A 20,914-nucleotide genomic window follows, 5' to 3' on the forward strand; every position below is an offset into this window, starting at 1 on the left:
GCTTATTTGGACAATTCCCGGATCGGATTGTACCAAGCGTCTTCTACCGTAACGAAATGTTCCTTGCCGGTCTTCTGCTTGAAGATGGCAGATCCCTTGGAATCCTTCGGCAGGAAAATTTTCGGGTTTTTCGTTACCTCATCAGAAGTAAAAGCGTCTCTAAGCTTCTGGATGTCTTCTGCACTAACCGTTCCCAGATTGACGGCGAAAGGTCCGTTCAGAACCGGCGTTACGGAAATGACTGCAAATTCTTTCCCAACCAGCGTGTTGAACGGCTCAGCGGCGCCTTGTTTTACCTTGTATACCGCTCCAGGTGTATTGGCCGTTCCGGATGCCAATTCCACGTAGTTGGACACACAGCTATCGCAGAACGCAGCTACATCCGCCTTGCCCATCAGCAGGTTGGCCGCAGAGCCTTGGTGCGAACCTCCGAACAGCACCTCGCTGAAAAATTTGTCTTTGCCGCCTTGAAGCAAATCATCCGCCGTCAAGCTTTTATATTTATCTTGTTTGCTGAAGTAGCTTACGATCCCGGTAGACGGCACTTTAAATCCGGAGGTGGAGCTGTTGGAAACGAAAGAGAATTTTTTACCGGCAATGTTGTCGATGGAAAAGCCGTCGCCATTTTTATAAGCATCCTCTTCTCCTTTACGAACACTTAACCAGCTGTAGTAAATCGCATCATCCAAAGTACCTGATTCGCCGCTGTTTACGATAAGAGGTTGAACCTCCTTGTTTTTGGCGTTCGCTTCAACGTAGCCTTGCGCTCCCATATACGCCAGGTCAGCGTTCCCGTTGGCTATGGACTCGATTGCAATGATGTAATCCGTAGTCGTCTTATGTTCTACTTTCTTTCCCGTTGCTTTCTCAATCACTTTCCCAATTTCATCCCGCGTATCTTGCAAATCCGCACCCGATTCGTTTGGATACCATGCGATCGTAATGGTGTCTTTCGTTTGGGCCGAAGCTGCGGGGGCAGACGTGTTGTTGGAATCAGCCGATTTGGAACTGCAAGCCGTAACTGCCGCTACAAGAGATAAAGCCATACAAAGGGCCAATGCTTTTTTCATTTTTAATCTCCTCTCCAATTTCAAATCGGTTTTTCTGGATGATGGACGATTCAAGTTAAGTATACAAATGGATTATCAATGGACTGTTGCTCGAATTTTAAATTCATGTAAGATAAAAATCATAACGATTTACATAACAACGATTTACCTCGATACAAATTGACCATCCTGGATGCGGTATTCCCGGTTGCACAGGTTCTGCATGAATTCAAGATCGTGGAAGATGCCGAGCATCGTTGTTCCTTCTTTCATCAACTGCTCGATCAATACCTTGACTTTGATCTTTGAAGCATGATCGAGACTTGCCGTCGGTTCGTCCAGCAGCAGCAGTCTCGGGCGCTTCACCATCGCTCTTGCGATATTTAAACGAAGCTTCTCACCCCCTGAGAACGTGGTCGGGTAACTGTCCCATAAACTGGGGTCCAATTCGAAATGATCGAGCATCTTCTCCGTTTCACGGTCGGCAAATTCAGCTTCGCGGCCCATCTCCACAATCGCATGCTTGACCAATTCCCTGGCTGTCGTCCTGGGCATGACATTCAAGAATTGCGATACATAGCCGATCTCATTCTTACGCAAATCGATCATCGTTCTCTCCGAGGCATGAGCAAGGTCGATCGGCCCGAATTTTTTGGAATTGTATAAAATCTGACCTTTTTGCGGCAAATACGTCCGGTAAATGCACCTTAGAACCGTCGATTTTCCGCTGCCGCTTTTTCCGGTAATACCGATGAATTCGCCTTCCTTGAGGAAAAAGCTCACGTCATTTATCGCTTTGATATGTTTGTTTACGTGATGCATTGTAAATGATTTGGACAAATGCTCGATTGCCAGTATGTTTTCCACAAAATTCCACCTTCTCAAATCCTGTAATTGGTTTTCTGTATCAGCTTTCCGTCCACAAACACCGTCGTGATGACCGGGAAATCAGGTTCGATCTTTTCAATGATGAGAAGGTCAGCCTTTTTCCCTTCCCGGATGGAGCCGATTTCCTCATCGATGCTGACCGCTCTTGCGGGATTCAGTGAAACGAGCTTGAACATTTCAACCAAGTCCATCTGACAATGTTTCGCAAGATAAAATACCGCATGAAGCAGTGCGGCCGGATAGTAATCGCTGCACAGAATGTCGATGCTCTGATGCTGGACCGCTTCCGCAGCCGACAAGTTTCCGTTGTGCGAACCTCCCAAAATCACATTCGGCGCGCCCGCTACGGTATACATCCCTTTTTCTTTTGCTTTCCTGGCAATGTCCAGCGTAATCGGAAATTCGCTAATGACGGCCCCAAAGCTTTGCACCAGCTCCAGCTTATCAATCGAATCGTCGTCATGGGAGGCAATCGGTATCTGATGATCATGGGCCAGCATCGCGATCTCCCGGATCCCCGCCTCGGTGATTTTCGGTTTCGTTTGATGCTTGAATATGAGTTCATCGATGCTTTCGTCAGTGATTTGCTCATACCCTTTGATCGTTTTCCTGTAAACCTCCAGGTCCCGGTATTGCCCTTGTCCCGGCGTATGATCCATGAATGAGACAAGGTGTACCTTCCGGTCGGAGATATACTTTTTTACATTATCGACTTCCTCCACATTGTCGATCTCAAATCTCGCGTGAAACCGATGGCGTACCAAATGCTTGGTGTCATGAGTCTGATCGATCAAATCAATCAATTTCCTCACATTTTCCGGCTCACGGATCGGCCTGTACTTATAATCGAGAGATTTAAAAATCGACAGTGAGTGATACATCGTTGTTATGCCGTGGGAGATCAGTTCTTTTTCGGCTTCCCGAAGGCCCAGGCGGAAATCCATCAGGGAGGTGGGCCTTGGCGCCGTCATATGCTCGATATAATCGGAATGAATGTCGATGAATCCCGGGGAAACGTATGCGCCTGCCGCATCAATCACCTCGATGCATTCGTCGGGCTCGATCTCCCCCTGCCTCGCTATTCGTTCGATCCGATCCTCCCGGATGAATAGATCGAAGCCTTCAAGTATCGCCTCTTCCGTTATAATGAGTCCATTCTTTATCAGATACATACAACTGCCTCCATCTGTTGGTTTGATTAGAGCAGAGAATGAACCAACTGCTGCGTATAGGCATGCTGCGGGTCTTCAAGGATTTGGTCGGTTAAGCCTTGTTCGACCACTTTGCCGTCCAGCATGACCATTGTCCGGTCGGCAAGCATGCGGATCACGCCGAGATCGTGTGAAACAAGGAGGATGCTGATGTTCAGTTCCCGTTGCAAATGCTTGATCAAATCGAGTACATTGGCTTGTACGGATAAATCGAGTCCTGTCGTTACTTCGTCCAGCAAGAGAATCGGCGGGTTGTTGGACAACGCCTTGGCGATTTGAACCCTCTGCTGCATGCCTCCGGAGAAGTTTTTCGGCGCTTCCTTCATCCGGTGTACGGGAATCGTAACCCGATCCAGCAGCTCTCTTCCCCTCGCCTCCATCGCCCCGACATTTCGGTTTCCGGCAGCGATCATCTTCTCCGCAATATTGCCGATCGAGGTAAACTGCATCCGCAAACCCATCACTGGATTTTGGTAAACTTTGCCCATCAAGTGATTCCGGATATATCTTTTTTGCTGGGCCGACTCCTGAAACAGATTGCTCCTGCCTTCCTTATAGGCCTGGAGATAAGCTTCTCCGCTTGTCACCTCCTGATCAAAATACATGCATCTCATCAACGTCGACTTGCCGCTTCCGCTCTCGCCCACTATGCCTAAAACTTCACCGGGATACAGTTCAAGCGATATGTCCTGACACGAATATACGGTGCCGCAAACCGGACAGTAATTTTTGTCTAATTTCCGTTCCGCCCGGCTTCCGCATTGATCGCATCCGCTGCCGAATTGCTTGTTCAAGTTTTTGATCGTCAGGATCGGCGCTGCCGATTCACCCATCTTTACGTCACCTCTTTATTAGTACTGCATAAGAACGGCCGATTTCCGGTTCATCCGGCTAAAACAATAGCTTGTATCATTGCACTGGTAATAGGTGACGCCGGCAGCGGCATCGAACAGTTCGTCCATAAACACCCCTTCGGCGCCACACAGTTTGCAGGACTTGTCTTGGAAAGATTCCGTCCGGAAAGGAACGTCTTCGAACGCAAGCGAGACGACCCGGGTATAGGGAGGAACCGCATAAATCTTTTTTTCCCGGCCTGCGCCAAGCAAAATTAACGCCTCGGAGTTGTCCAGCTTCGGGTTGTCGAACTTCGGAATCGGACTCGGCGCCATCACGTACCTGTCATGCACCATAACCGGATGGTCGGCCCCGGTCGTCATGTTTCTGTATTTCACGATTTGTTCGAACAGCATCAACCATGCGCCGCTGTACTCCTTTTCCCCGTGCAGCTTCTTGGTTTCCCGCTCACTGGTTTCATACTTGCGGAGAGGTTCCGGAAGCGGCACTTGCAGAACGAGAATCTGGCCGGGCTTAAGCGGAATTTCCGGAATCCGGTGCCTCGATTGAATAAGCGTCGCTTCTGATGTATCTTCTACGGTTTTCACGCCCGTCGTTTTTTGAATCAATTTTTTAATGCTCACAGCGTTGACGGATTCGTCCGATCCTTGATCGATTACCTTGAGCACGTCTTTTTTTCCGATCAGGGACAAGGTGAGCTGAAGCCCTCCGGTTCCCCATCCCCGGCCAATCGGCAATTCTCTGGAGGCGAAAGGTACCTGGTATCCGGGGATGGCGATTGCTTTCAAGGTCGCTCTGCGGATTTCTCTTTTCGAGCCTTCGTCAAAAAAAGCGAAATGATATTGGATTCGCACAGGTTACACCTCCTTACGCTTTCTCGCTTTGAACTTGCTTCGTCTTGCGCACATCGTTCAGCTTCGATTGGAAGGTGACATAGTGGGGCATTTTTAAGTGAGAAATAAACCCCGTAGACTCCACTGAATCGATATGGTAAAGAACAAATTCCTCGTTCTGGGTAGGTATGGTCTGATCGCCTTTCTCGAGGGTTTTGTCCAAAATGCCCATGGCAATCGCTTTGGTTTCATTTTGTCCGTAGCAGAGTCCGTAACCGATCTCAAACTCAAGCTCTTTTCTGCCTTTTTCTCTTTCCACAGTGGCCGGAATCAGCATTTCCACTTCCGTCACTTTGATATCTCCCATGTAGTAAGCTTCGTCCCCGTCCTCGGATGGCTTCAGCGGATTGCCGATATAGACGGGCAGTTGTCCCACACGCAGCTCGCCGACGGTAGGATGGATCGCACCGTATGCGCGGATCACGGCATACGCCAACGAAGTAACAGCCCCCGTCTGCCCACGGGTTAAAATTTGCAGCTTCTGGCTGCGGCTGGCCGGGAACGTCAGGCTCTTTCTCGTCACATCGTCCGGTTCCCGCTCATCTGCCGGACAATTTGCTAATAGACCTTCTTTTCTCAAATAATCCAACACTTTTGGCAACCGGGTTAAATCAATATCTTGATCAGGGGTCTCCTCCCCAGCACCGGCTTCCTGTTCAAATTCGTACAGCCATTCGCTGACCGCCGCTTCCGTTTCACCGATCAAGTCAAAATCCAGCAAGCGATGGCTATAATCCGTCGATGCTCCAAGGATTTGCCCGCCCGGAATATCTTTGAAGCTGGCTGAAATTCTTCTTTCTGCCAGCATCTGCTCGGTAACAACTGTTCTCGAGTAATGCTTTCTGGGCAGAGTGGACCGGTATGCTCTCAGAAGAAAAACAGCCTCTTCCGGATTGCCTTCCGCTTGCTTGATCGCAAGTGCCGCCAACGTTTCGCTGTAGAGGCCGCTCTCCGACATGACTTGATCGACCAAGCCTCTCATTCCGCTTTCGATCTTATCGACGTCCAGCACTTTTCTTTGCTTTACTCTCTCGTATTGGATTCGTTTCAACGATTCCTCAATAGCAAAGGTGCCGCCTTTCACCGCTACGTACCCCATTTACCTGACTTCCTCCTTCCGTATCTGAGTCGTCCTTGCCAAACAGAGGAGACGATGGCTCTTGTCGATGAAGATGAGATCGATTCCGCGCGGATACTCGGCGTTTTTTTCCTCCCGTATGTGGATCCAGTCCGCACTCGCCTTCACTTGAACAAAGCTTTCGGCGTGAATGCCCGGACCCGTAAGCCGTAAAGCCTTGTCCCCCGACACCGCCTCCGTTTCTACGATGACGGTAGCTGATTGGTGAGGATCGACCAGCTCTCCGATCTTCGCCCTTTGGAGAGCGTTCCGCAAATCATCCGATGCAGCATCCTGCAGAACAAAAATAAAATCCGCACGCTCCGCCTCCACGGCTTTGGCGTAAGTCAGCTGGTTGAACAGATGAGTAACCCGGGCTTCCTTTTCGGAAAACACTTTGAAGGTGACCTCCGTATCCAGAAGCATCCTGGCAATGATCATGGTCGAAGGAAAACAACCAGCATCCCCGTCCAGCTTGCCGGCCTCAGCGGAAAGATCGGAAATCAATCCCGGCCTCGACATGGAATCTATCACTTTTCTATAGGAAGTTTGAATATCGTGAACCAGGTCCAGCTTCACTGTTGTCTCCCCTTTCATTCCGTGTCCATTGTTTCAAAATCAACTTTCGTCCTTCGTATTTTGGCTGCGAATGCTTTTCGCTCGTTCGCGATTCGGTCCGCTTCGGCCTGCAGCAATGCCGACCAAGCAGCCGTTTCCTTCAGCACGGCTTCATACGCCGCGTCAATGACTGCCAAATCGTAGGCTCGCTCCGGTTCGTCGCCTTTCAAGATGCCAATCCCCATACATCCTTCAATTTGAACCTTGCATTCGGTAACGAATACTTCGCCCAAATAAAACAAGCTTTTTTGCGCAGTTTCTCTTACCTTTACCATCACCAAGCCATGATTCGGCTCCTCTATCGTTGTCACTTGATACCGGTTCTCGATTTCTTGCGCTAATGCAGCTGCGAGCTCGGCAGAACCGTTAATCAGGATCTCCGTTCTTTGTTTCCGCTTCATGCCAAACCTCCTTTCCCGCTTGTGATCGTCTTCCGACAACCACGATATCTTGTTGCCAGGCCAGCGGATGTTAAGATCATGTTAAAGTACATAGGTAAAGTAGTCGCCGCGGTAGAACGTTTTGGAGTACTCCAGCGTACGGCCGCTCCGGTAATCCACACATTCGGATTCCAAAACCAACAAAGGGATCAAACCCGAACACGCAAGCAGTTCCCGCTCGTATTTGGCAGGGAAAGTAACGCTCAGCAAAGTTTGTGTGGAACGGAGGTCCGTATATCCTCTTTCCCTGTAAAATTCGAACATCGAGGTAATTTTGCTCCCGATTTGTTCGATGTCGTCAAACATCGTTTCCGCCACATAAGAAATATGGACAGCGATCGGGACTTGATCGATGATTCGCAGCCTTCCCACTTTAAATACCCGATCCCGCTCTTCCGCTCTGAGTGCTTCATAAATTTTGTTGTTATATTCGATTGGCTCGCAAAAAATATTTTTCGATTGATAGTGATAGCCCAGCTGCAACATCTTTTTGCTGAAGCTTTCTCTTGTGAACAACGACAGGGGGATGCGTTGATGCCGGTCTTTGACAAAGCTGCCTTTCCCTTGTTTGGAATAGATGTAGCCGAGCTCCTGAAGCCTTTCATACGCTTTTCGGGCGGTGATCCGGGGAACACGGAACAGATCCGCAAGCTCGTTCTCAGACGGCAGCTTATCGTCGGGATCGTATTTGCCTGCCTGAATATCCGTAATCAAGTGATCCATGATATCCATCTCTTCAGACATTTCAGCCAACCTCCTAAACGATCACTTGGAAACAAGGCACGGGGGATTCAGCAGATGAAGATTCAGCTGTATTTCCGGATAAAGCTTTCCATGTCATTCAGTTCGTAAAAACGTTGTTCCAAAACCTCCCGCGGCCATTCCCACCAGGCAATTTGCAGCAGTTTATCGGCGACCTCCCGGGGAAATCTTTCTTTTATAAGCTTGGCGGGAACGCCCGCTACAACCGAATAAGGCTCAACATCTTTCGTCACGACTGCGCCCGAGGCGATGACGGCCCCGGTTCCTATGCCGACTCCTTTCATCACGATCGCCCCGTGCCCGATCCAAACATCATGGCCTATCGTGACCCGGTTGGAACGGCGCCAGTTGAAAATCGTTTCATCATCCGTGCCGGCAAAACCGTAAGCGGCCCTGCGGTAGGTCATGTGGTGCTGAGTCACCCGGTCCATCGGATGGTTTACAGGATTAATACAAACGTGGGAAGCGATGGAGGTAAATTTCCCAATCTCTGTATAGTTGATCGTCACGTCATCCATTGTATAAGTGTAATCGCCGAGCTTTGATTCAACGATTTTGTTGCGGGGACCGATCGAAGTCCATTCCCCGGCGAAGCTGTTTTCCATCTGAGTGCTTTCATGAATGCTCGGTTCGGCTGAAAGCTTGGTATGAGCTCCAGGCCGATGTATATGCCGCATGCTGCAACAGCTCCTTTTTACGTACCGTTATTTTCCGATCCGCATTTCTTTTCGCTCTTTTAACTCGTTGACGCAGGCCATACCTGGGCTTTTGGAGCCCAACAATACATCTTTTTCTCCATAAAAACCGTGAAAATCCGAACCTCCCGTTACGACCAAATCGTATTCCATGGCGTACTCCTGAGCTTTCACTTCGTCATCGGGCCCGTGCAGCGGATGCCATGCTTCGATGCCCTGAAGCCCGCTTTCCACCAGTTCCGGTATAGCGTCGAAATTATGGTACTGCCCGGGATGTGCCAGAACGGGAACGCCTCCGGCCGCCCGGATTGCTTGAATAGCGGATTTTGCATCGACGTATTCCATCGGAATAAAGGCTATGCCTGGCTGCTCCCCATTCTGGCCGCGGGAGAACAGTTTTTTGTACAACTCTCCGTAAATGGCCGTGGTGTACCCTTGTTCGATCAGCGCATGCATGATGTGTTGTTTATAAATGCCAGTGCCGCCTTCTGCAAACTTCATGACTTGTTCCAAGGTGATGGTATATCCGGCTTCGACCAGATTGTGAATCATGGCCAGGCTTGCTTGCTGGCGTTTGTCGAGCAGCGGGCGGCATAAGGACGTTAGAGCGGAGTGCCCCGGTTCGATAAAGTAACCCAAAATATGAACTCTCGTCTTCCTGATAAAATCGTAAGCCGATACCTCAATTCCGGGGATGATTTCAATCCCGCGTTCTTTTCCGAGGATCATCATTTCATCAAGGCCTTTGGTCGTATCGTGGTTCGTGACGGCCAAACAGCCTACGTCTTCTTTCAAGGCCATATCCAGCACTTCATCAAACGTAAAGGAACCGTCGGATACAGTCGTATGACAATGCAGCTCTACTTTCACGGGAGAACCTCCTCAGCATCGCTTTATGACCACGCCCCCAGTCTAACTTGATGCCAAGTTGCAAGGGTTAAAGCACTGTAAACGGAATGTTAAAATACAGGTAATCGTCTTCCCTGCCGATTTCACAAACAGACCTCGCTTTACGAGAAAGCTTTCCAGCCAAGGCTCTGGTCTGCCGGCTGGCAGTCCACGTCCACTTGTGATATCGTCAAGGGAGAATTCTATCCTGTTCCGAAACAGAGTCATAAATGGGAAGTGAGGAATCGTAGATGAGAGTATCTGTTCTGCTTTTTGCCGGTTTGGCTGAGCGTGCGGGAACACGCCAGCTCGAAGTGGAAATTCCCGAGGGGGCGACTGTACAAATGCTGATCGAGCAAATCGGACAAACCTCCCCAGCTCTGGCATCGCTCTTACCCAGCTGCTTTGTCTCGCTTAACCAGGAATACGCCGCACCGGATCAGACGGTGCCCGCGAATGCGGAAGTGGCGCTGATCCCCCCAGTCAGCGGCGGGGAAGACTCCTCGCGGTTTTTGGTGACAGAAGAGGCGCTCAGCGCAGATACACTGATCAAACTCGTGTCCAACCCGCATGCCGGAGCTGTCCTTACTTTTGTCGGTACGGTTCGGGAGTTCACCAAAGGACAGCGGACGGTATATCTGTCCTATGAAGCATACGCCCCGATGGCTGTGGAGAAAATGAAACAGATTGCAGCCGAAATCGAAGAGCGCTGGCCGGGGACGCAGGTCGCCATGCACCATCGAATCGGACAATTATCCATCGAGGAAATCGCCGTGATCATTGCCGTGGCCACGCCGCACCGGAATGAGTCATTTGAAGCAGGCCGTTATGCGATCGAGCGGTTGAAACAGATCGTCCCGATCTGGAAAAAGGAAATGTGGGAGGACGGCAGCGAGTGGAAGGGACATCAGCAGGGGCCCTGGAACCCGCTCGCACCTGCAGATCCGTCTGCATGACCACTGCTGCCGCAAGATGCTTGCGAATTGCGAACATCCTGCGGCTGCCTACATAGGTGACCGGGGGCAACTTTGAACATTGTGTGAAAATAGGGTGGAAGATTTGCCAGGAATCAAGTATAATGTACTCGAACAGAAACGAAACGTCGTTTCATCTGGTGAAACCAGAATCTTTTCCCAGCCATTTCTTCTATATAATAAAGGAGGCAATACGTATGGCTAACAAAGACGCTTACTCAGTAAAATCGTCATTGACTGTGCAGGACAAAGCGTATGCGTACTATCGCATCCAGGGCCTTGAAGAACAAGGCATCGGGCAAGTTTCCAAGCTGCCTTTCTCGATTAAAGTGCTGCTCGAAGCTGCGGTTCGCCAGTTTGACGGCCGCGCGATCACCAAAGAACACGTTCAGCAGCTGGCCAATTGGGCCAAAGGGCGCGATGCCAACCAGGAAGTGCCATTGGCTCCTGCCCGGATCGTTCTGCAGGACTTCACCGGCGTACCGGCTGTCGTCGACTTGGCGGCAATGCGCGTCGCGATGAAAAAGAGCGGCGGCGATCCGAAACGGATTAACCCGCTGGTACCTGTGGATCTGGTCATCGACCACTCTGTCATGGTAGACGAATTTGGTTCGGCAGATGCGCTGGCAGCCAACATGAAACTGGAATTTGAACGCAACGAAGAGCGCTACCGCTTCCTGCGCTGGGCGCAAACGGCATTTGACAACTTCCGTGCCGTACCGCCGGCTACAGGGATCGTTCACCAAGTAAACCTGGAATACCTGGCAACGGTTGTCGGCACCCGCGAGATCGACGGCGAAGTCGTCGCGTTCCCGGACTCACTGGTCGGTACCGACTCCCATACCACGATGATCAACGGTTTGGGCGTGCTCGGCTGGGGTGTCGGCGGCATCGAGGCAGAAGCGGGGATGCTGGGGCAGCCGCTCTACTTCGTAACCCCTGAAGTCGTCGGCTTTAAGCTGACCGGTACGTTGAAGCCGGGAGCTACCGCTACCGACCTGGCCCTGACCGTAACGCAAATGCTGCGGAAAAAAGGGGTTGTCGGCAAGTTCGTCGAATTCTACGGACCCGGCCTCTCCAACATCTCGCTTGCAGACCGCGCCACCGTGGCCAACATGGCTCCTGAGTACGGCGCAACGATGGGCTTCTTCCCTGTCGATGCCGAAACGCTCAACTACCTGCGCCAAACCGGCCGCAGCGAAGAGCTGATTCAATTGGTCGAAACCTATACCAAAGCACAAGGCTTGTTCCGTACGGACGCTACCCCGGATCCGGTCTTCTCCGACACGCTGGAGCTCGATCTGTCTACGGTTGTTCCCAGCTTGGCAGGACCGAAGCGCCCGCAAGACCGGGTAGAGCTGACACATATGAAAGAAGCTTTCAACCAAAGCCTGCGCACTCCAATCGACAAAGGCGGCTTCGGTCTCGAAGAAGACAAGATCGCCAAAAGCGTAGAAGTGCAGCATCCAAACGGCGAAACCAGCACGATGAAAACAGGAGCTGTCGTCATCGCGGCCATCACCTCCTGTACCAACACCTCCAACCCGAGCGTTATGTTGGGTGCCGGACTGCTCGCTAAGAAGGCAGTAGAAAAAGGCCTGAAAAAACCGGGCTATGTCAAGAGCTCGCTCGCTCCTGGCTCTCGCGTCGTCACACAGTACCTCGTCGATGCCGGCCTGATGGATTCGCTCGACGCCCTTGGCTTCAACGTCGTCGGCTACGGCTGCACGACTTGTATCGGAAACTCCGGTCCGCTGCCGGATGAAGTCAGCAAAGCGATCGCCGACAACGACATGACGGTAGCAGCCGTACTGTCCGGAAACCGCAACTTTGAAGGACGCATTCACGCGCTGGTCAAAGCGAACTACCTGGCTTCTCCGCCGCTCGTCATCGCATACGCGCTGGCTGGAACCGTCGACATCGACCTGGAGAAGGAACCGCTTGGCGAGGACAAACATGGTAACCCGGTGTACCTGAAAGACATCTGGCCGACGCCGCAAGAAATCGCCGAGGTCATGAGCAAGGCGATGAACCCGGAACTGTTCCGCGCTCAGTACGCCCAAGTCTTCACGGCAAACGACAGCTGGAACAAAATCGACGTGCCGACCGGCGACCTGTACGAGTGGGATGCCAACTCCACCTACATTCAGGAACCGCCGTTCTTCAAGGATCTGTCTCCGGAAGTGGGACATATCGGTGAAATCAAAGGCGCGAAAACACTGGCCCTGCTCGGAGATTCCGTCACGACTGACCACATCTCGCCAGCAGGAAACATCTCGCCAACCAGCCCGGCCGGTCTCTATCTGCAGTCCAAGGGAGTGGAGCGCAAAGACTTCAACTCCTACGGTTCCCGCCGCGGCAGCCACGATGTGATGATGCGCGGTACGTTTGCCAACATTCGCATCCGCAACCAAGTCGCACCTGGTACGGAAGGCGGCGTGACCAAGTACCTGCCAACCGATGAAGTCATGTCGATCTACGATGCCTCCATGAAATACCAAGCAGCTGATACGCCGCTGGTCGTCATCGCCGGTAAAGAGTACGGAACGGGAAGCTCCCGCGACTGGGCGGCAAAAGGTACCTTCCTGCTGGGAGTCAAGGCAGTCATCGCTGAGAGCTTCGAGCGCATTCACCGCTCCAACCTGGTAGGCATGGGCGTTCTGCCGCTGCAATTTGCAGACGGTGCAAGCTGGCATTCACTCAACCTGGATGGCACGGAAACCTTTGACATCCTGGGACTGAGTGACAACGTGCAGCCTGGACAAAACGTCAAAGTACACGTTACCCGCCAAGACGGCAGCCAGTTTGACTTCGATGCGGTCGTCCGCCTCGACAGCATGGTAGACGTTGACTACTACCGCAACGGAGGTATCCTCCAAGCTGTTCTCCGTCAAATGATGGATCAAAAACAAGTGCCGGTAAGCTAAGCATACAGGGAAAAGGCCCATGTCAGCGCGACATGGGCCTTGCCTTTATATGTAAAAACCCGGAGTCCGGCTATTGTACCGGGCTCCGGGTTTTTATACCATGCTATCTCCAAGCGGACAAAGACTATAACGGTTTGATCGGTACACATATTTCGCAAAAATCATCCTTAATCATATTACCCGTGTATCTTTCTAAAATCGGTTTGTTGTCCATTTGATATCCGCTGTTTGGTACATATAGGAAAATTTCACTCCATGCTTTTTGAATATCTTCCCCTGTATGTCTGACTTTGAAAATAAGATATTTTCCACCAGAAAGTTCACTTTCGCCAATGGAACCATCCATTTGAAAATCCTTTGAAATGACAACACATGCATCATATCTGCAGTTTTCAGGAAGTGTTGTTTCAGGGTTATCTTGCGGAATTCCGAATATGATTACCGATTCAGTCAGCAGGTTTTTCTTCTCAGCCCATTTTTTTAATTTTTCCATTGCTTGCGTATTGGCAGGACCATATGGACCAACTTGTCGCACATATGCAATGCGATATTTTGGAAGAGTTTCGACTTTCATATTCATCGTTTCATTTTCCTTTCTTTATTTATTTGTGATACATTTCGAATGCTATCATGATTTAAAATGATATTCATTCGTTTTTTAAAAAAATTGGTAATTTTATTATAAAAAAGGGTGTTCGGGCGTACACAGTGCGCTCCCTCACCCACACAAAAAGGAGGTCGACCAGTAAGTTCTGGCGACCTCCTAATACGATCGGGCAGGATCGTTCATTCAAGAGAGAAATGACCGACGAGACAAATTGTTCCCACATTACCTGGTAATATAGTTCGAGAAAAATCGGACACTCCAAAGCTAATGATGGTCTATCCGTTTGTACGAAGCTCCAACAAGCGTTTTAGGTTGTCATCAATAAATTTATTATCGGCACGGTTGATTCCGCGACCGGCAAAATGGCCCCAGATCGACTCGATCGGATTAAAAACAGCATGAGGTATAAGCTTAGCCTCGTATTCGTTATCGTCCGCCGTGCAGAAGAGATCCGTGCTCCCCGGCATGACGCAGGCAAGCGCTTTAATGCTTTTGAGCGCCTCATCGAAATCTCCGTTATAGGAGGGGTTTGCACTAATATCTGCATTTTGGCCTGTCCATAACATGGCCAGGACATTGTGCGGATCCATCTTCATAAAGCTATCTTCCCAGACGCCAGCCACAAAATCTGCCAATGAGTCATATCCCAGCTCACGATAAAGTTCCTCTCTGTAAAACGCCTGCGATAAGCCCCATCCCGCATAGACACGGCCAACCGCGCGCATGTCTGCAGAAGTCAACTGGTTTTGTTTACTTGAATCGAAGCGGGCTGCAGCCATGAGTGCAGCTTTCATTCCGTCCAGGACCACAAACGTATGGGCCAAGTCTTGGCGACTCCGGCGAAAGGTGCAATTCGTTCCACCATGTCTGGATAACTTGCTCCCCATTGGAATGCTTGAATACCTCCCATTGACCATCCAACGACGAGAGCGATCTTTTGAATGCCGAATTTTTCTGTCACCAGCCGATGCTGCAATGTAACGTTGTCATAGACGGTTACCTGCGGGAAATTAGCCCGGTCGAATGGGGGAGGCGTGTTACTGGGAGACGAAGATAATCCGTTGCCCAGCAGATTTGGAACGATAATGAAATATTCTCTCGGATCTAGTGCCATGCCGTTTCCAATCAACCATTCATTCTGAACATGCTGGTCGCCAAAAGCAGTTGGATAGACGATGACATTATCTTTCTTTTCATTCAATCTTCCATAAGTCTTATACGCAAGGAAAGCGCTCGGTAACGTCACTCCTGATTGCAAGGTTACGTCACCCAAATCAAAAATCTCATAATCCATCGTATTGTCGCTCCCTTCAAAATGAAATCACACATTTAAAATGTATTTCTTGTACTTAGTATAGGCCTGTGGTACCATCAATAAAAGTGAATAAAATTCAAAGTAGTATTCAATATTATTGAAAGTAAAAGGGGGATCGTATGATGGAATTGCGCCAACTGATTACGTTCCGCACGGTTGCATCAACTTTAAATTTCAGTCGGGCTGCTGAAGTGTTGAGCTACGTCCCCTCCAACGTCACGATGCAAATAAAAGCATTGGAGGATGAGCTTGGTGTTCGTCTCTTTGACCGCTTGGGCAAGCAGCTCGTTCTCACAACTGCAGGTAAACGATTTTTAACTCATATCCAAAGCGTTCTAAACAAATTGGACGAAGCTCGCAGCGTCGTTCATGACAATGAAAATCTAAGCGGCACCCTAACGATAAGTGCCAACGAGGTTCTTTGCGCCTATCGGCTTCCCGTTGTCTTTCACCTATTTCGTTCGCGCCATCCGGGAGTTCGTCTTATCTTCCGCTCCGTTCCAAATCAAGAGCTCAAGGAAACGCTCTTTGAGGGAGTCGCGGATGTCGTCTTTATGTTGGACGAACCCATTCGCTCGAGCGGACTTGCAGTGGAGCCGCTGGTGGAAGAAACTTTCCGCCTTTTCGTCGCTCCAGACCATCCACTAGCGAAACGAGCTGTGCTGCAGCTGGAAGATTTTCACGGAGAAGTGTTCCTGACGAATGAAAAGGGTTGTCCCTATCGAACCATGTTTGACCGGTCATTTGAGAAAGAGGGCATTGATAGTATTACGTATTTAGAGTTTCAAAGTGCCGAAGCCATTAAACAATGTGCAATTACGGGAATCGGTATTGCCTTTCTTCCTGAAATAACAGCGAAAGCCGAAGTTGAACGGGGCGAACTTGTTGCTCTTCCATGGCAAATTCCGGACTTGCACGTGTATACACAGATGTTATGGCATAAAGACAAGTGGCTTTCACCAATCATATTATCTTTCATAGAAGCAGCAAGGGAGGTTATCGCTATACGCTAAACGATTGGATATGATAGCTCAATAAAACAGCGGTAGTCTAGGACTTTATTTTCTCGTCCAATGCTACCTTGTCGTAGACAACCTCCAGGCACAGATTTCAACTCATTGTGTAAATGGGTTGGTTTCAACCATATTTTCCGAAAATCCCAAAAAAATAACCCTTCCATGAAACTGGAAGGGACAAGCTTTTTTAACTGGAATTTACATATGCCTTACGATCAAGTCAGCGAACAGCTTCATGTCTACATTTCCCCCGCTGACCAGCACCACAGTCTTTTTCCCTCTCAACCCGGTTTTCTGAAAGACCATCGCGGCAAGCGCGGCCGCCCCCGAAGGCTCGGCCACCAGCTTTCCTCTCGCCGCCAGCAGAACTGCCGCCTTGGCGATCTCCTCTTCGGATACCAGTACCATCTCGTCAACGTATTTTTGCGCATGGGCAAACGTCGTCTCGCCAACCCGCTTGGCCTTGAGACCGTCGGCCATCGTCTCAAGCTGATCGACCTCTGTCAGACGGCCGGTGACGACCGATTCGTACATCGATCTTGCCCCTTCCGGATTGACGCCGATCACCTGGATGGCGGGCTTGCTTTCCTTTAAGGCAGCCGCCACCCCGGAAATCAACCCGCCGCCGCCGACAGGAATGATCACTGCTTCCACGTCGGGAAGCTCCTCAAGTATTTCCAGGCCAATCGTTCCTTGGCCGGCGATCGTCAACAAGTCGTCAAACGGATGGACCATGGTCAGCCCTTCGCTTTGGCTCAATTCCAAAGCACGCTGGTACATCGTGATGGACGTGCTCCCGCCGTCGATCACCCTGGCACCGTATCCGATCACCGCCGCCTTTTTGCTTTGAACCGGCTCCGTCGGCATGGAGATGGTTGCCTTTACGCCAAGCAGGCTGGCTGCATAGGCTGTTCCCGCGCCGTGATTTCCGGCTGAGAAGGCGACGACGCCGGCGCTTTTTTCCGCCGCAGTCAGATGGGAAATTTTATGATATGCCCCCCGCACCTTAAACGACCCTGTCTTTTGCAGGTTCTCGGGCTTAAAATAGATTTCATTTCCCGACAGGTTGCTGCATGTCTTCGAGTACTGCAAGGGAGTTGCCTGTATCACACCGGCCAGGTTTTCTCTCGCCCGTTGAATATCTGAAAGGGAAACGTACACGAGTCTTCACTCCTCCTGGATCTTCACGTATGCCCGTTCGCTATGGTTGTGAAACGAATCACGATTGCCGGCCGCTGCGCGCCTGTTTGACCGCTTGGGTATACTGGGCAGCCAGTTCCGTCAGCTTGGCAAAATCTCCGGTTTCGACGGCCTGCCGGTTGACCAGGTGGCCGCCAATGCCAACGGCAGCGACTCCAGCCTGTACGAAGGCGGCCAATTTGTTCAGATCGATTCCGCCCGTGACGACGATCGGAACATGGGGGAAGGGACCCTTGACGTCCTTGATGTACGAAACGCCCAGTGTCGCTGCCGGAAAAACCTTCACCATCGCCGCCCCCCACTCCATGGCGGTGATGATTTCTGTCGGTGTCATCACCCCGGGTATGGCGATTTTTCCATATCGCAGCGAGGTTCGGATGACGTCTTGATGAAGACTCGGACTAAAGATAAAATCAGCCCCGCTGGCGATCGCCAACCTGGCCGACTCACTGTCAATGACAGTTCCCGCTCCGACAATCGCCTGCCCTTTCAGGTTTTGAGAGAGTCGGCGGATCGCATCGAACGCTCCCGGCGAGTCGACGGTCACTTCCAGGGCCGTCACTCCGCCTTCGACCAAGCTTTCCGCAACTTTGTCAACCTTGTCTTCCGGCACCCGCCTGATGACGGCAATCACTCCCGATTCCGTCAGCTTTCCGAGCAACTCTATGATCGGCAGCATCTGTACCCTTCTCCCCTCTACCTTTTGATCTCTTTTGTCTGGTCTGAAAAAATCTGCGATTCGAACGGATATCCTTCCACATCACCGGCTACCGTCAAGGCGTACGCACCAATGCGGTTTCCCAATTCTACCGCTTTCCGGTACGGCCAGCCGCGGATGAGCCCCGACAGGAACCCGCCGGCAAAACCGTCGCCGGCACCGATTGGATCGACGATTTGCAGAACAGGATACCCGGGAACGTACTCACCGGCTTCGGAAGTGGCATAGTACGCCCCTTTTTCCCCCAGTTTGATCACGGCCAGGTTGACGCCATTTTGTAAAAAGACCTTGGCGATTTCTTCCGGGGCCGTCTGTCCGGTCAGGATTTCTCCCTCCTCCAGACCCGGCATGACGATGTCGCACCGTTTGGCAACCTCCAGCAGCACCTCCCGTGCACGCTCCTTCGTCCAAAGCTTAAGGCGAATATTGGGGTCGAACACGACGGTTAGTCCGTGTTTTTTCGCCAGGGTGATGGCATGGTGAACCGCATCCAGACAGGATGGGCCAAGCGCAGGGGTTATTCCCGACAGGTGAAGGAACTTTGCCCGGCTGAGGTACTCCTCGTCCACATCCGCCGGCGACAGTTTGCTGGCAGCCGAATCCTTGCGGTAATAGGTGACTCTCGGTTCTTGCATCGCCTGGCGCTCTTTAAAAAACAGTCCCGTGGGAAACTGGTCGTCAAAGCGGACCCGGGAGGTATCAACACCTTCCCCCCTGATAAAATTTTGTACGTACACGCCAAACTCGTCGTTTCCCAATCGGCTGAACCATCCTGCCTGGTGGCCCAACCGGGCAAGGCAAATGGCAACGTTGGACTCGGCACCGCCAATCGACCGGTGAAACGTAGTCGCAAACCGCAGCGGCCCTACGGTAGGGGGGTAAAACAGGACCATCGTCTCGCCAAAGGTAACTACATCCATGGTATCCATCCTTACTGATTTAATCTTCGATTTCTACAATGACTTCGACTTCAACTGGCGTGTGAAAGGGCAGCTCGTTGGAGGAGATCGCAGAGCGGGCGTGTTTGCCTATTTCGCCAAACACCTCGACAAACAATTCGGAACATCCGTTTATCACATATGGCTGTTCGGCAAAGCCATCCGCGGAATTGACGAACGCCAGAACTTTCACAATCTGTTTTACTTTGTCCAAATCACCTAAAAATTCCTTCAAGACAGCCAGGCAGTTAATTCCCGTCAGCCTTGCAGCATCGTAGCCCTGCTCAACCGTTAAATCGGAGCCTATTTTCCCCTTGTACTTCAATACTCCGTCAACCCGGCAGTCCTGGCCTGACAGGTAGACAAGATTGCCTACCCGCTTGGCTGGCTGGTAAATCGCGGCCGGTTTCGGTGCTGGCGGCAATGTGATACCCATTTCAGCTAATTTTTGTTCGATCCTTGCCATAGTTCCAGACTCCTTTTTATTCAAGTTGGCAGCTGTGATGGTTACAATGATTCTGCCTCCACGGGATCAAGCTTGAGAAAGTCTTCAATAAAACGCTCCATCCGCAGGATGACAAGATCGATGATTTCTTGTCCAAGCTGCAGTGATGCATCCCGGGCATCACCGAACGATCCATCTTTTGTCAGCTGCTTCCAACTGTACGGATAGTCTACCCGCGGTCCCGGCTCAAACTGGCTAAAGACAAGAGGGTAATCCAGCATCTCAGCAGCGTGCAGGTCATCCGCCCTGACAATCCCGGGATCGAGGTACAATCCAAAAGACGCTTCGGCTTCACAGGCGTGTCCGTACCGGACGGATTTTACCTTGCTGGATATTTCCTCTGACGCCAGGTTCCAGTAAAAGATGTTGGCAATTTGAACGCCAAGCTCATGTCTGGCAACTGTAGACGCCACGGAGAGCGTCGTCTGATTGCCGCCATGGCCGTTCATCAGCAGGAAACGCTTGATTCCATGCCGTTTCATGCTTTTGATATAGTCAAAAACGACAGCTTGCAGTGTGGCCGGGGACAGCGTCATGCTCCCCGCAAAATCCATGTGATGATAGGAAACACCAACAGGGATTGGAGGGAGAACAAGCAGGCGCGGATACATCCGTTCGGCTATTTTGTTCGCAACCCCATGGGCCAGGCGTGTATCGGTATCCAATGTCATGTTGTAGCCGTGCTGTTCTGTGGAGCCAACGGGTATAATGGCCGCTTCCACCTGCTTGAACCGCTCTCCAGCTTCAAAGGTGGTCATCCGGCCGAGTTCAATCATCGCTTGATTGGCTGTACTCATCACGGTCTCCCCTCTCTTTTCCGGCGATTCTCTCACGCTTCCACTTCTACAATGATCTCTACTTCAACCGGAGTATCGAACGGGAGTTCATTGGTTCCGATTGCCGATCTGGCGTGTTTGCCTTTTTCTCCGAACACTTCTACCAGCAGCTCGGAGGCCCCGTTCATCACATAGGGCTGATCGGAAAATCCCGGCGCACTGTTGACAAAGCCCAAAACCTTGACTACTTTTTTAATCTTATCCAAGCTGCCAAGATGCCATTTCAACACCGCCAGGCAGTTGATCATACATTGGCGCGCAGCCGCCTGGCCTTGCTCGATCGTCAAATCCTGCCCCAGCTTTCCTTTGTAGATCAACACCCCGTTCACCCGGCAGTCCTGTCCGGAGGTATACGCCAGGTTGCCCGTTTGATTGACGGGGACAAAGCAAAACTTGGGTTCGGCGACGTCGGGAAGGACGATATTCAACTCTGCTAATTTTTGTTCGATAGACATCATTTCA

21 protein-coding genes and 1 pseudogene are annotated in these 20,914 nt (G+C 51.0%); 3 read left to right on the forward strand and 19 right to left on the reverse strand.

Going from position 1 to position 20,914, the window contains the following annotated elements; all coding sequences use genetic code 11:
- Positions 1 to 2: 2 nt before the first annotated feature.
- The 11 genes from ACI7RC_RS08705 to ACI7RC_RS08755 all read right to left on the reverse strand — a co-directional run bounded on the left by ACI7RC_RS08705 (position 3) and on the right by ACI7RC_RS08755 (position 9,398).
- On the reverse strand, positions 3 to 1,070 hold the full coding sequence (locus tag ACI7RC_RS08705) for a PhnD/SsuA/transferrin family substrate-binding protein (RefSeq protein WP_408107852.1): 1,068 nt from the start codon (positions 1,068 to 1,070) through the stop codon (positions 3 to 5).
- 144 nt (positions 1,071 to 1,214) lie between these two features.
- A complete protein-coding gene (locus ACI7RC_RS08710; protein ID WP_408107853.1) occupies positions 1,215 to 1,916 on the reverse strand; it encodes a phosphonate C-P lyase system protein PhnL in 702 nt (233 codons plus the stop codon).
- 14 nt (positions 1,917 to 1,930) lie between these two features.
- Complete coding sequence (gene phnM, locus ACI7RC_RS08715; protein WP_408107854.1) at positions 1,931 to 3,109, reverse strand: phosphonate metabolism protein PhnM; 1,179 nt, start codon at positions 3,107 to 3,109, stop codon at positions 1,931 to 1,933.
- Between the two features lie 26 nt (positions 3,110 to 3,135).
- The gene (locus ACI7RC_RS08720; RefSeq protein WP_408107855.1) at positions 3,136 to 3,981 is read right to left on the reverse strand and encodes an ATP-binding cassette domain-containing protein; all 846 of its coding nucleotides are present in this window, start codon (positions 3,979 to 3,981) and stop codon (positions 3,136 to 3,138) included.
- A gap of 18 nt (positions 3,982 to 3,999) precedes the next feature.
- Positions 4,000 to 4,857: an alpha-D-ribose 1-methylphosphonate 5-phosphate C-P-lyase PhnJ gene (locus ACI7RC_RS08725; RefSeq protein WP_408107856.1), complete on the reverse strand. Its 858-nt coding sequence runs from the start codon at positions 4,855 to 4,857 to the stop codon at positions 4,000 to 4,002.
- Positions 4,858 to 4,870: 13 nt separating this feature from the next.
- Positions 4,871 to 5,995, reverse strand: a complete 1,125-nt coding sequence (locus ACI7RC_RS08730; protein WP_408107857.1) for a carbon-phosphorus lyase complex subunit PhnI — start codon at positions 5,993 to 5,995, stop codon at positions 4,871 to 4,873.
- Entirely contained in the window at positions 5,996 to 6,592 is a 597-nt protein-coding gene (gene phnH, locus ACI7RC_RS08735) for a phosphonate C-P lyase system protein PhnH (RefSeq protein WP_408107858.1), read from the reverse strand.
- 14 nt (positions 6,593 to 6,606) lie between these two features.
- Complete coding sequence (phnG, locus tag ACI7RC_RS08740; RefSeq protein ID WP_408107859.1) at positions 6,607 to 7,032, reverse strand: phosphonate C-P lyase system protein PhnG; 426 nt, start codon at positions 7,030 to 7,032, stop codon at positions 6,607 to 6,609.
- Between the two features lie 81 nt (positions 7,033 to 7,113).
- Positions 7,114 to 7,815, reverse strand: a complete 702-nt coding sequence (locus tag ACI7RC_RS08745) for a GntR family transcriptional regulator (protein ID WP_408107860.1) — start codon at positions 7,813 to 7,815, stop codon at positions 7,114 to 7,116.
- A gap of 62 nt (positions 7,816 to 7,877) precedes the next feature.
- On the reverse strand, positions 7,878 to 8,510 hold the full coding sequence (locus ACI7RC_RS08750; RefSeq protein ID WP_408107861.1) for an LbetaH domain-containing protein: 633 nt from the start codon (positions 8,508 to 8,510) through the stop codon (positions 7,878 to 7,880).
- 27 nt (positions 8,511 to 8,537) lie between these two features.
- On the reverse strand, positions 8,538 to 9,398 hold the full coding sequence (locus tag ACI7RC_RS08755; RefSeq protein WP_408107862.1) for a PHP domain-containing protein: 861 nt from the start codon (positions 9,396 to 9,398) through the stop codon (positions 8,538 to 8,540).
- A 269-nt stretch (positions 9,399 to 9,667) separates the two neighbouring features.
- Here ACI7RC_RS08755 and ACI7RC_RS08760 point away from each other — a divergent pair, with 269 nt between their 5' ends.
- Together ACI7RC_RS08760 and acnA are read left to right on the forward strand one after the other, a co-directional pair.
- A complete protein-coding gene (locus ACI7RC_RS08760; RefSeq protein WP_408107863.1) occupies positions 9,668 to 10,372 on the forward strand; it encodes a molybdenum cofactor biosynthesis protein in 705 nt (234 codons plus the stop codon).
- Between the two features lie 215 nt (positions 10,373 to 10,587).
- Positions 10,588 to 13,317, forward strand: a complete 2,730-nt coding sequence (acnA, locus tag ACI7RC_RS08765; RefSeq protein WP_408107864.1) for an aconitate hydratase AcnA — start codon at positions 10,588 to 10,590, stop codon at positions 13,315 to 13,317.
- Positions 13,318 to 13,441: 124 nt separating this feature from the next.
- On the opposite strand, the gene ACI7RC_RS08770 is transcribed toward acnA, so the two are convergent.
- Positions 13,442 to 13,897: an AraC family transcriptional regulator gene (locus ACI7RC_RS08770; protein ID WP_408107865.1), complete on the reverse strand. Its 456-nt coding sequence runs from the start codon at positions 13,895 to 13,897 to the stop codon at positions 13,442 to 13,444.
- A gap of 302 nt (positions 13,898 to 14,199) precedes the next feature.
- Positions 14,200 to 15,218: pseudogene (locus ACI7RC_RS08775) on the reverse strand (alpha/beta fold hydrolase).
- 143 nt (positions 15,219 to 15,361) lie between these two features.
- Between ACI7RC_RS08775 and ACI7RC_RS08780 the strand changes: the two are divergent.
- Complete coding sequence (locus tag ACI7RC_RS08780; protein WP_408107866.1) at positions 15,362 to 16,252, forward strand: LysR family transcriptional regulator; 891 nt, start codon at positions 15,362 to 15,364, stop codon at positions 16,250 to 16,252.
- A gap of 201 nt (positions 16,253 to 16,453) precedes the next feature.
- Here the strand turns inward: ACI7RC_RS08780 and ACI7RC_RS08785 are convergent, their stop codons facing one another.
- The 6 genes from ACI7RC_RS08785 to ACI7RC_RS08810 are packed head-to-tail and all read right to left on the reverse strand — an operon-like array spanning position 16,454 to position 20,910.
- Entirely contained in the window at positions 16,454 to 17,416 is a 963-nt protein-coding gene (locus ACI7RC_RS08785; RefSeq protein ID WP_408107867.1) for a threonine ammonia-lyase, read from the reverse strand.
- Positions 17,417 to 17,474: 58 nt separating this feature from the next.
- Positions 17,475 to 18,134, reverse strand: coding sequence for a bifunctional 4-hydroxy-2-oxoglutarate aldolase/2-dehydro-3-deoxy-phosphogluconate aldolase (locus tag ACI7RC_RS08790; protein WP_408107868.1), 660 nt, complete (start codon positions 18,132 to 18,134; stop codon positions 17,475 to 17,477).
- A 17-nt stretch (positions 18,135 to 18,151) separates the two neighbouring features.
- Positions 18,152 to 19,093: a sugar kinase gene (locus tag ACI7RC_RS08795; protein ID WP_408107869.1), complete on the reverse strand. Its 942-nt coding sequence runs from the start codon at positions 19,091 to 19,093 to the stop codon at positions 18,152 to 18,154.
- Between the two features lie 19 nt (positions 19,094 to 19,112).
- On the reverse strand, positions 19,113 to 19,577 hold the full coding sequence (locus ACI7RC_RS08800) for a RidA family protein (RefSeq protein WP_408107870.1): 465 nt from the start codon (positions 19,575 to 19,577) through the stop codon (positions 19,113 to 19,115).
- A gap of 41 nt (positions 19,578 to 19,618) precedes the next feature.
- The gene (locus ACI7RC_RS08805; RefSeq protein WP_408107871.1) at positions 19,619 to 20,413 is read right to left on the reverse strand and encodes a creatininase family protein; all 795 of its coding nucleotides are present in this window, start codon (positions 20,411 to 20,413) and stop codon (positions 19,619 to 19,621) included.
- 32 nt (positions 20,414 to 20,445) lie between these two features.
- Positions 20,446 to 20,910 carry a RidA family protein gene (locus ACI7RC_RS08810; protein WP_408107872.1) on the reverse strand — a complete coding sequence of 155 codons (465 nt, stop codon included), beginning with the start codon at positions 20,908 to 20,910 and terminating at the stop codon, positions 20,446 to 20,448.
- Positions 20,911 to 20,914: the final 4 nt, after the last annotated feature.

It is taken from the genome of Brevibacillus sp. B_LB10_24, assembly GCF_046036945.1.
Lineage (GTDB): Bacteria > Bacillota > Bacilli > Brevibacillales > Brevibacillaceae > Brevibacillus_C.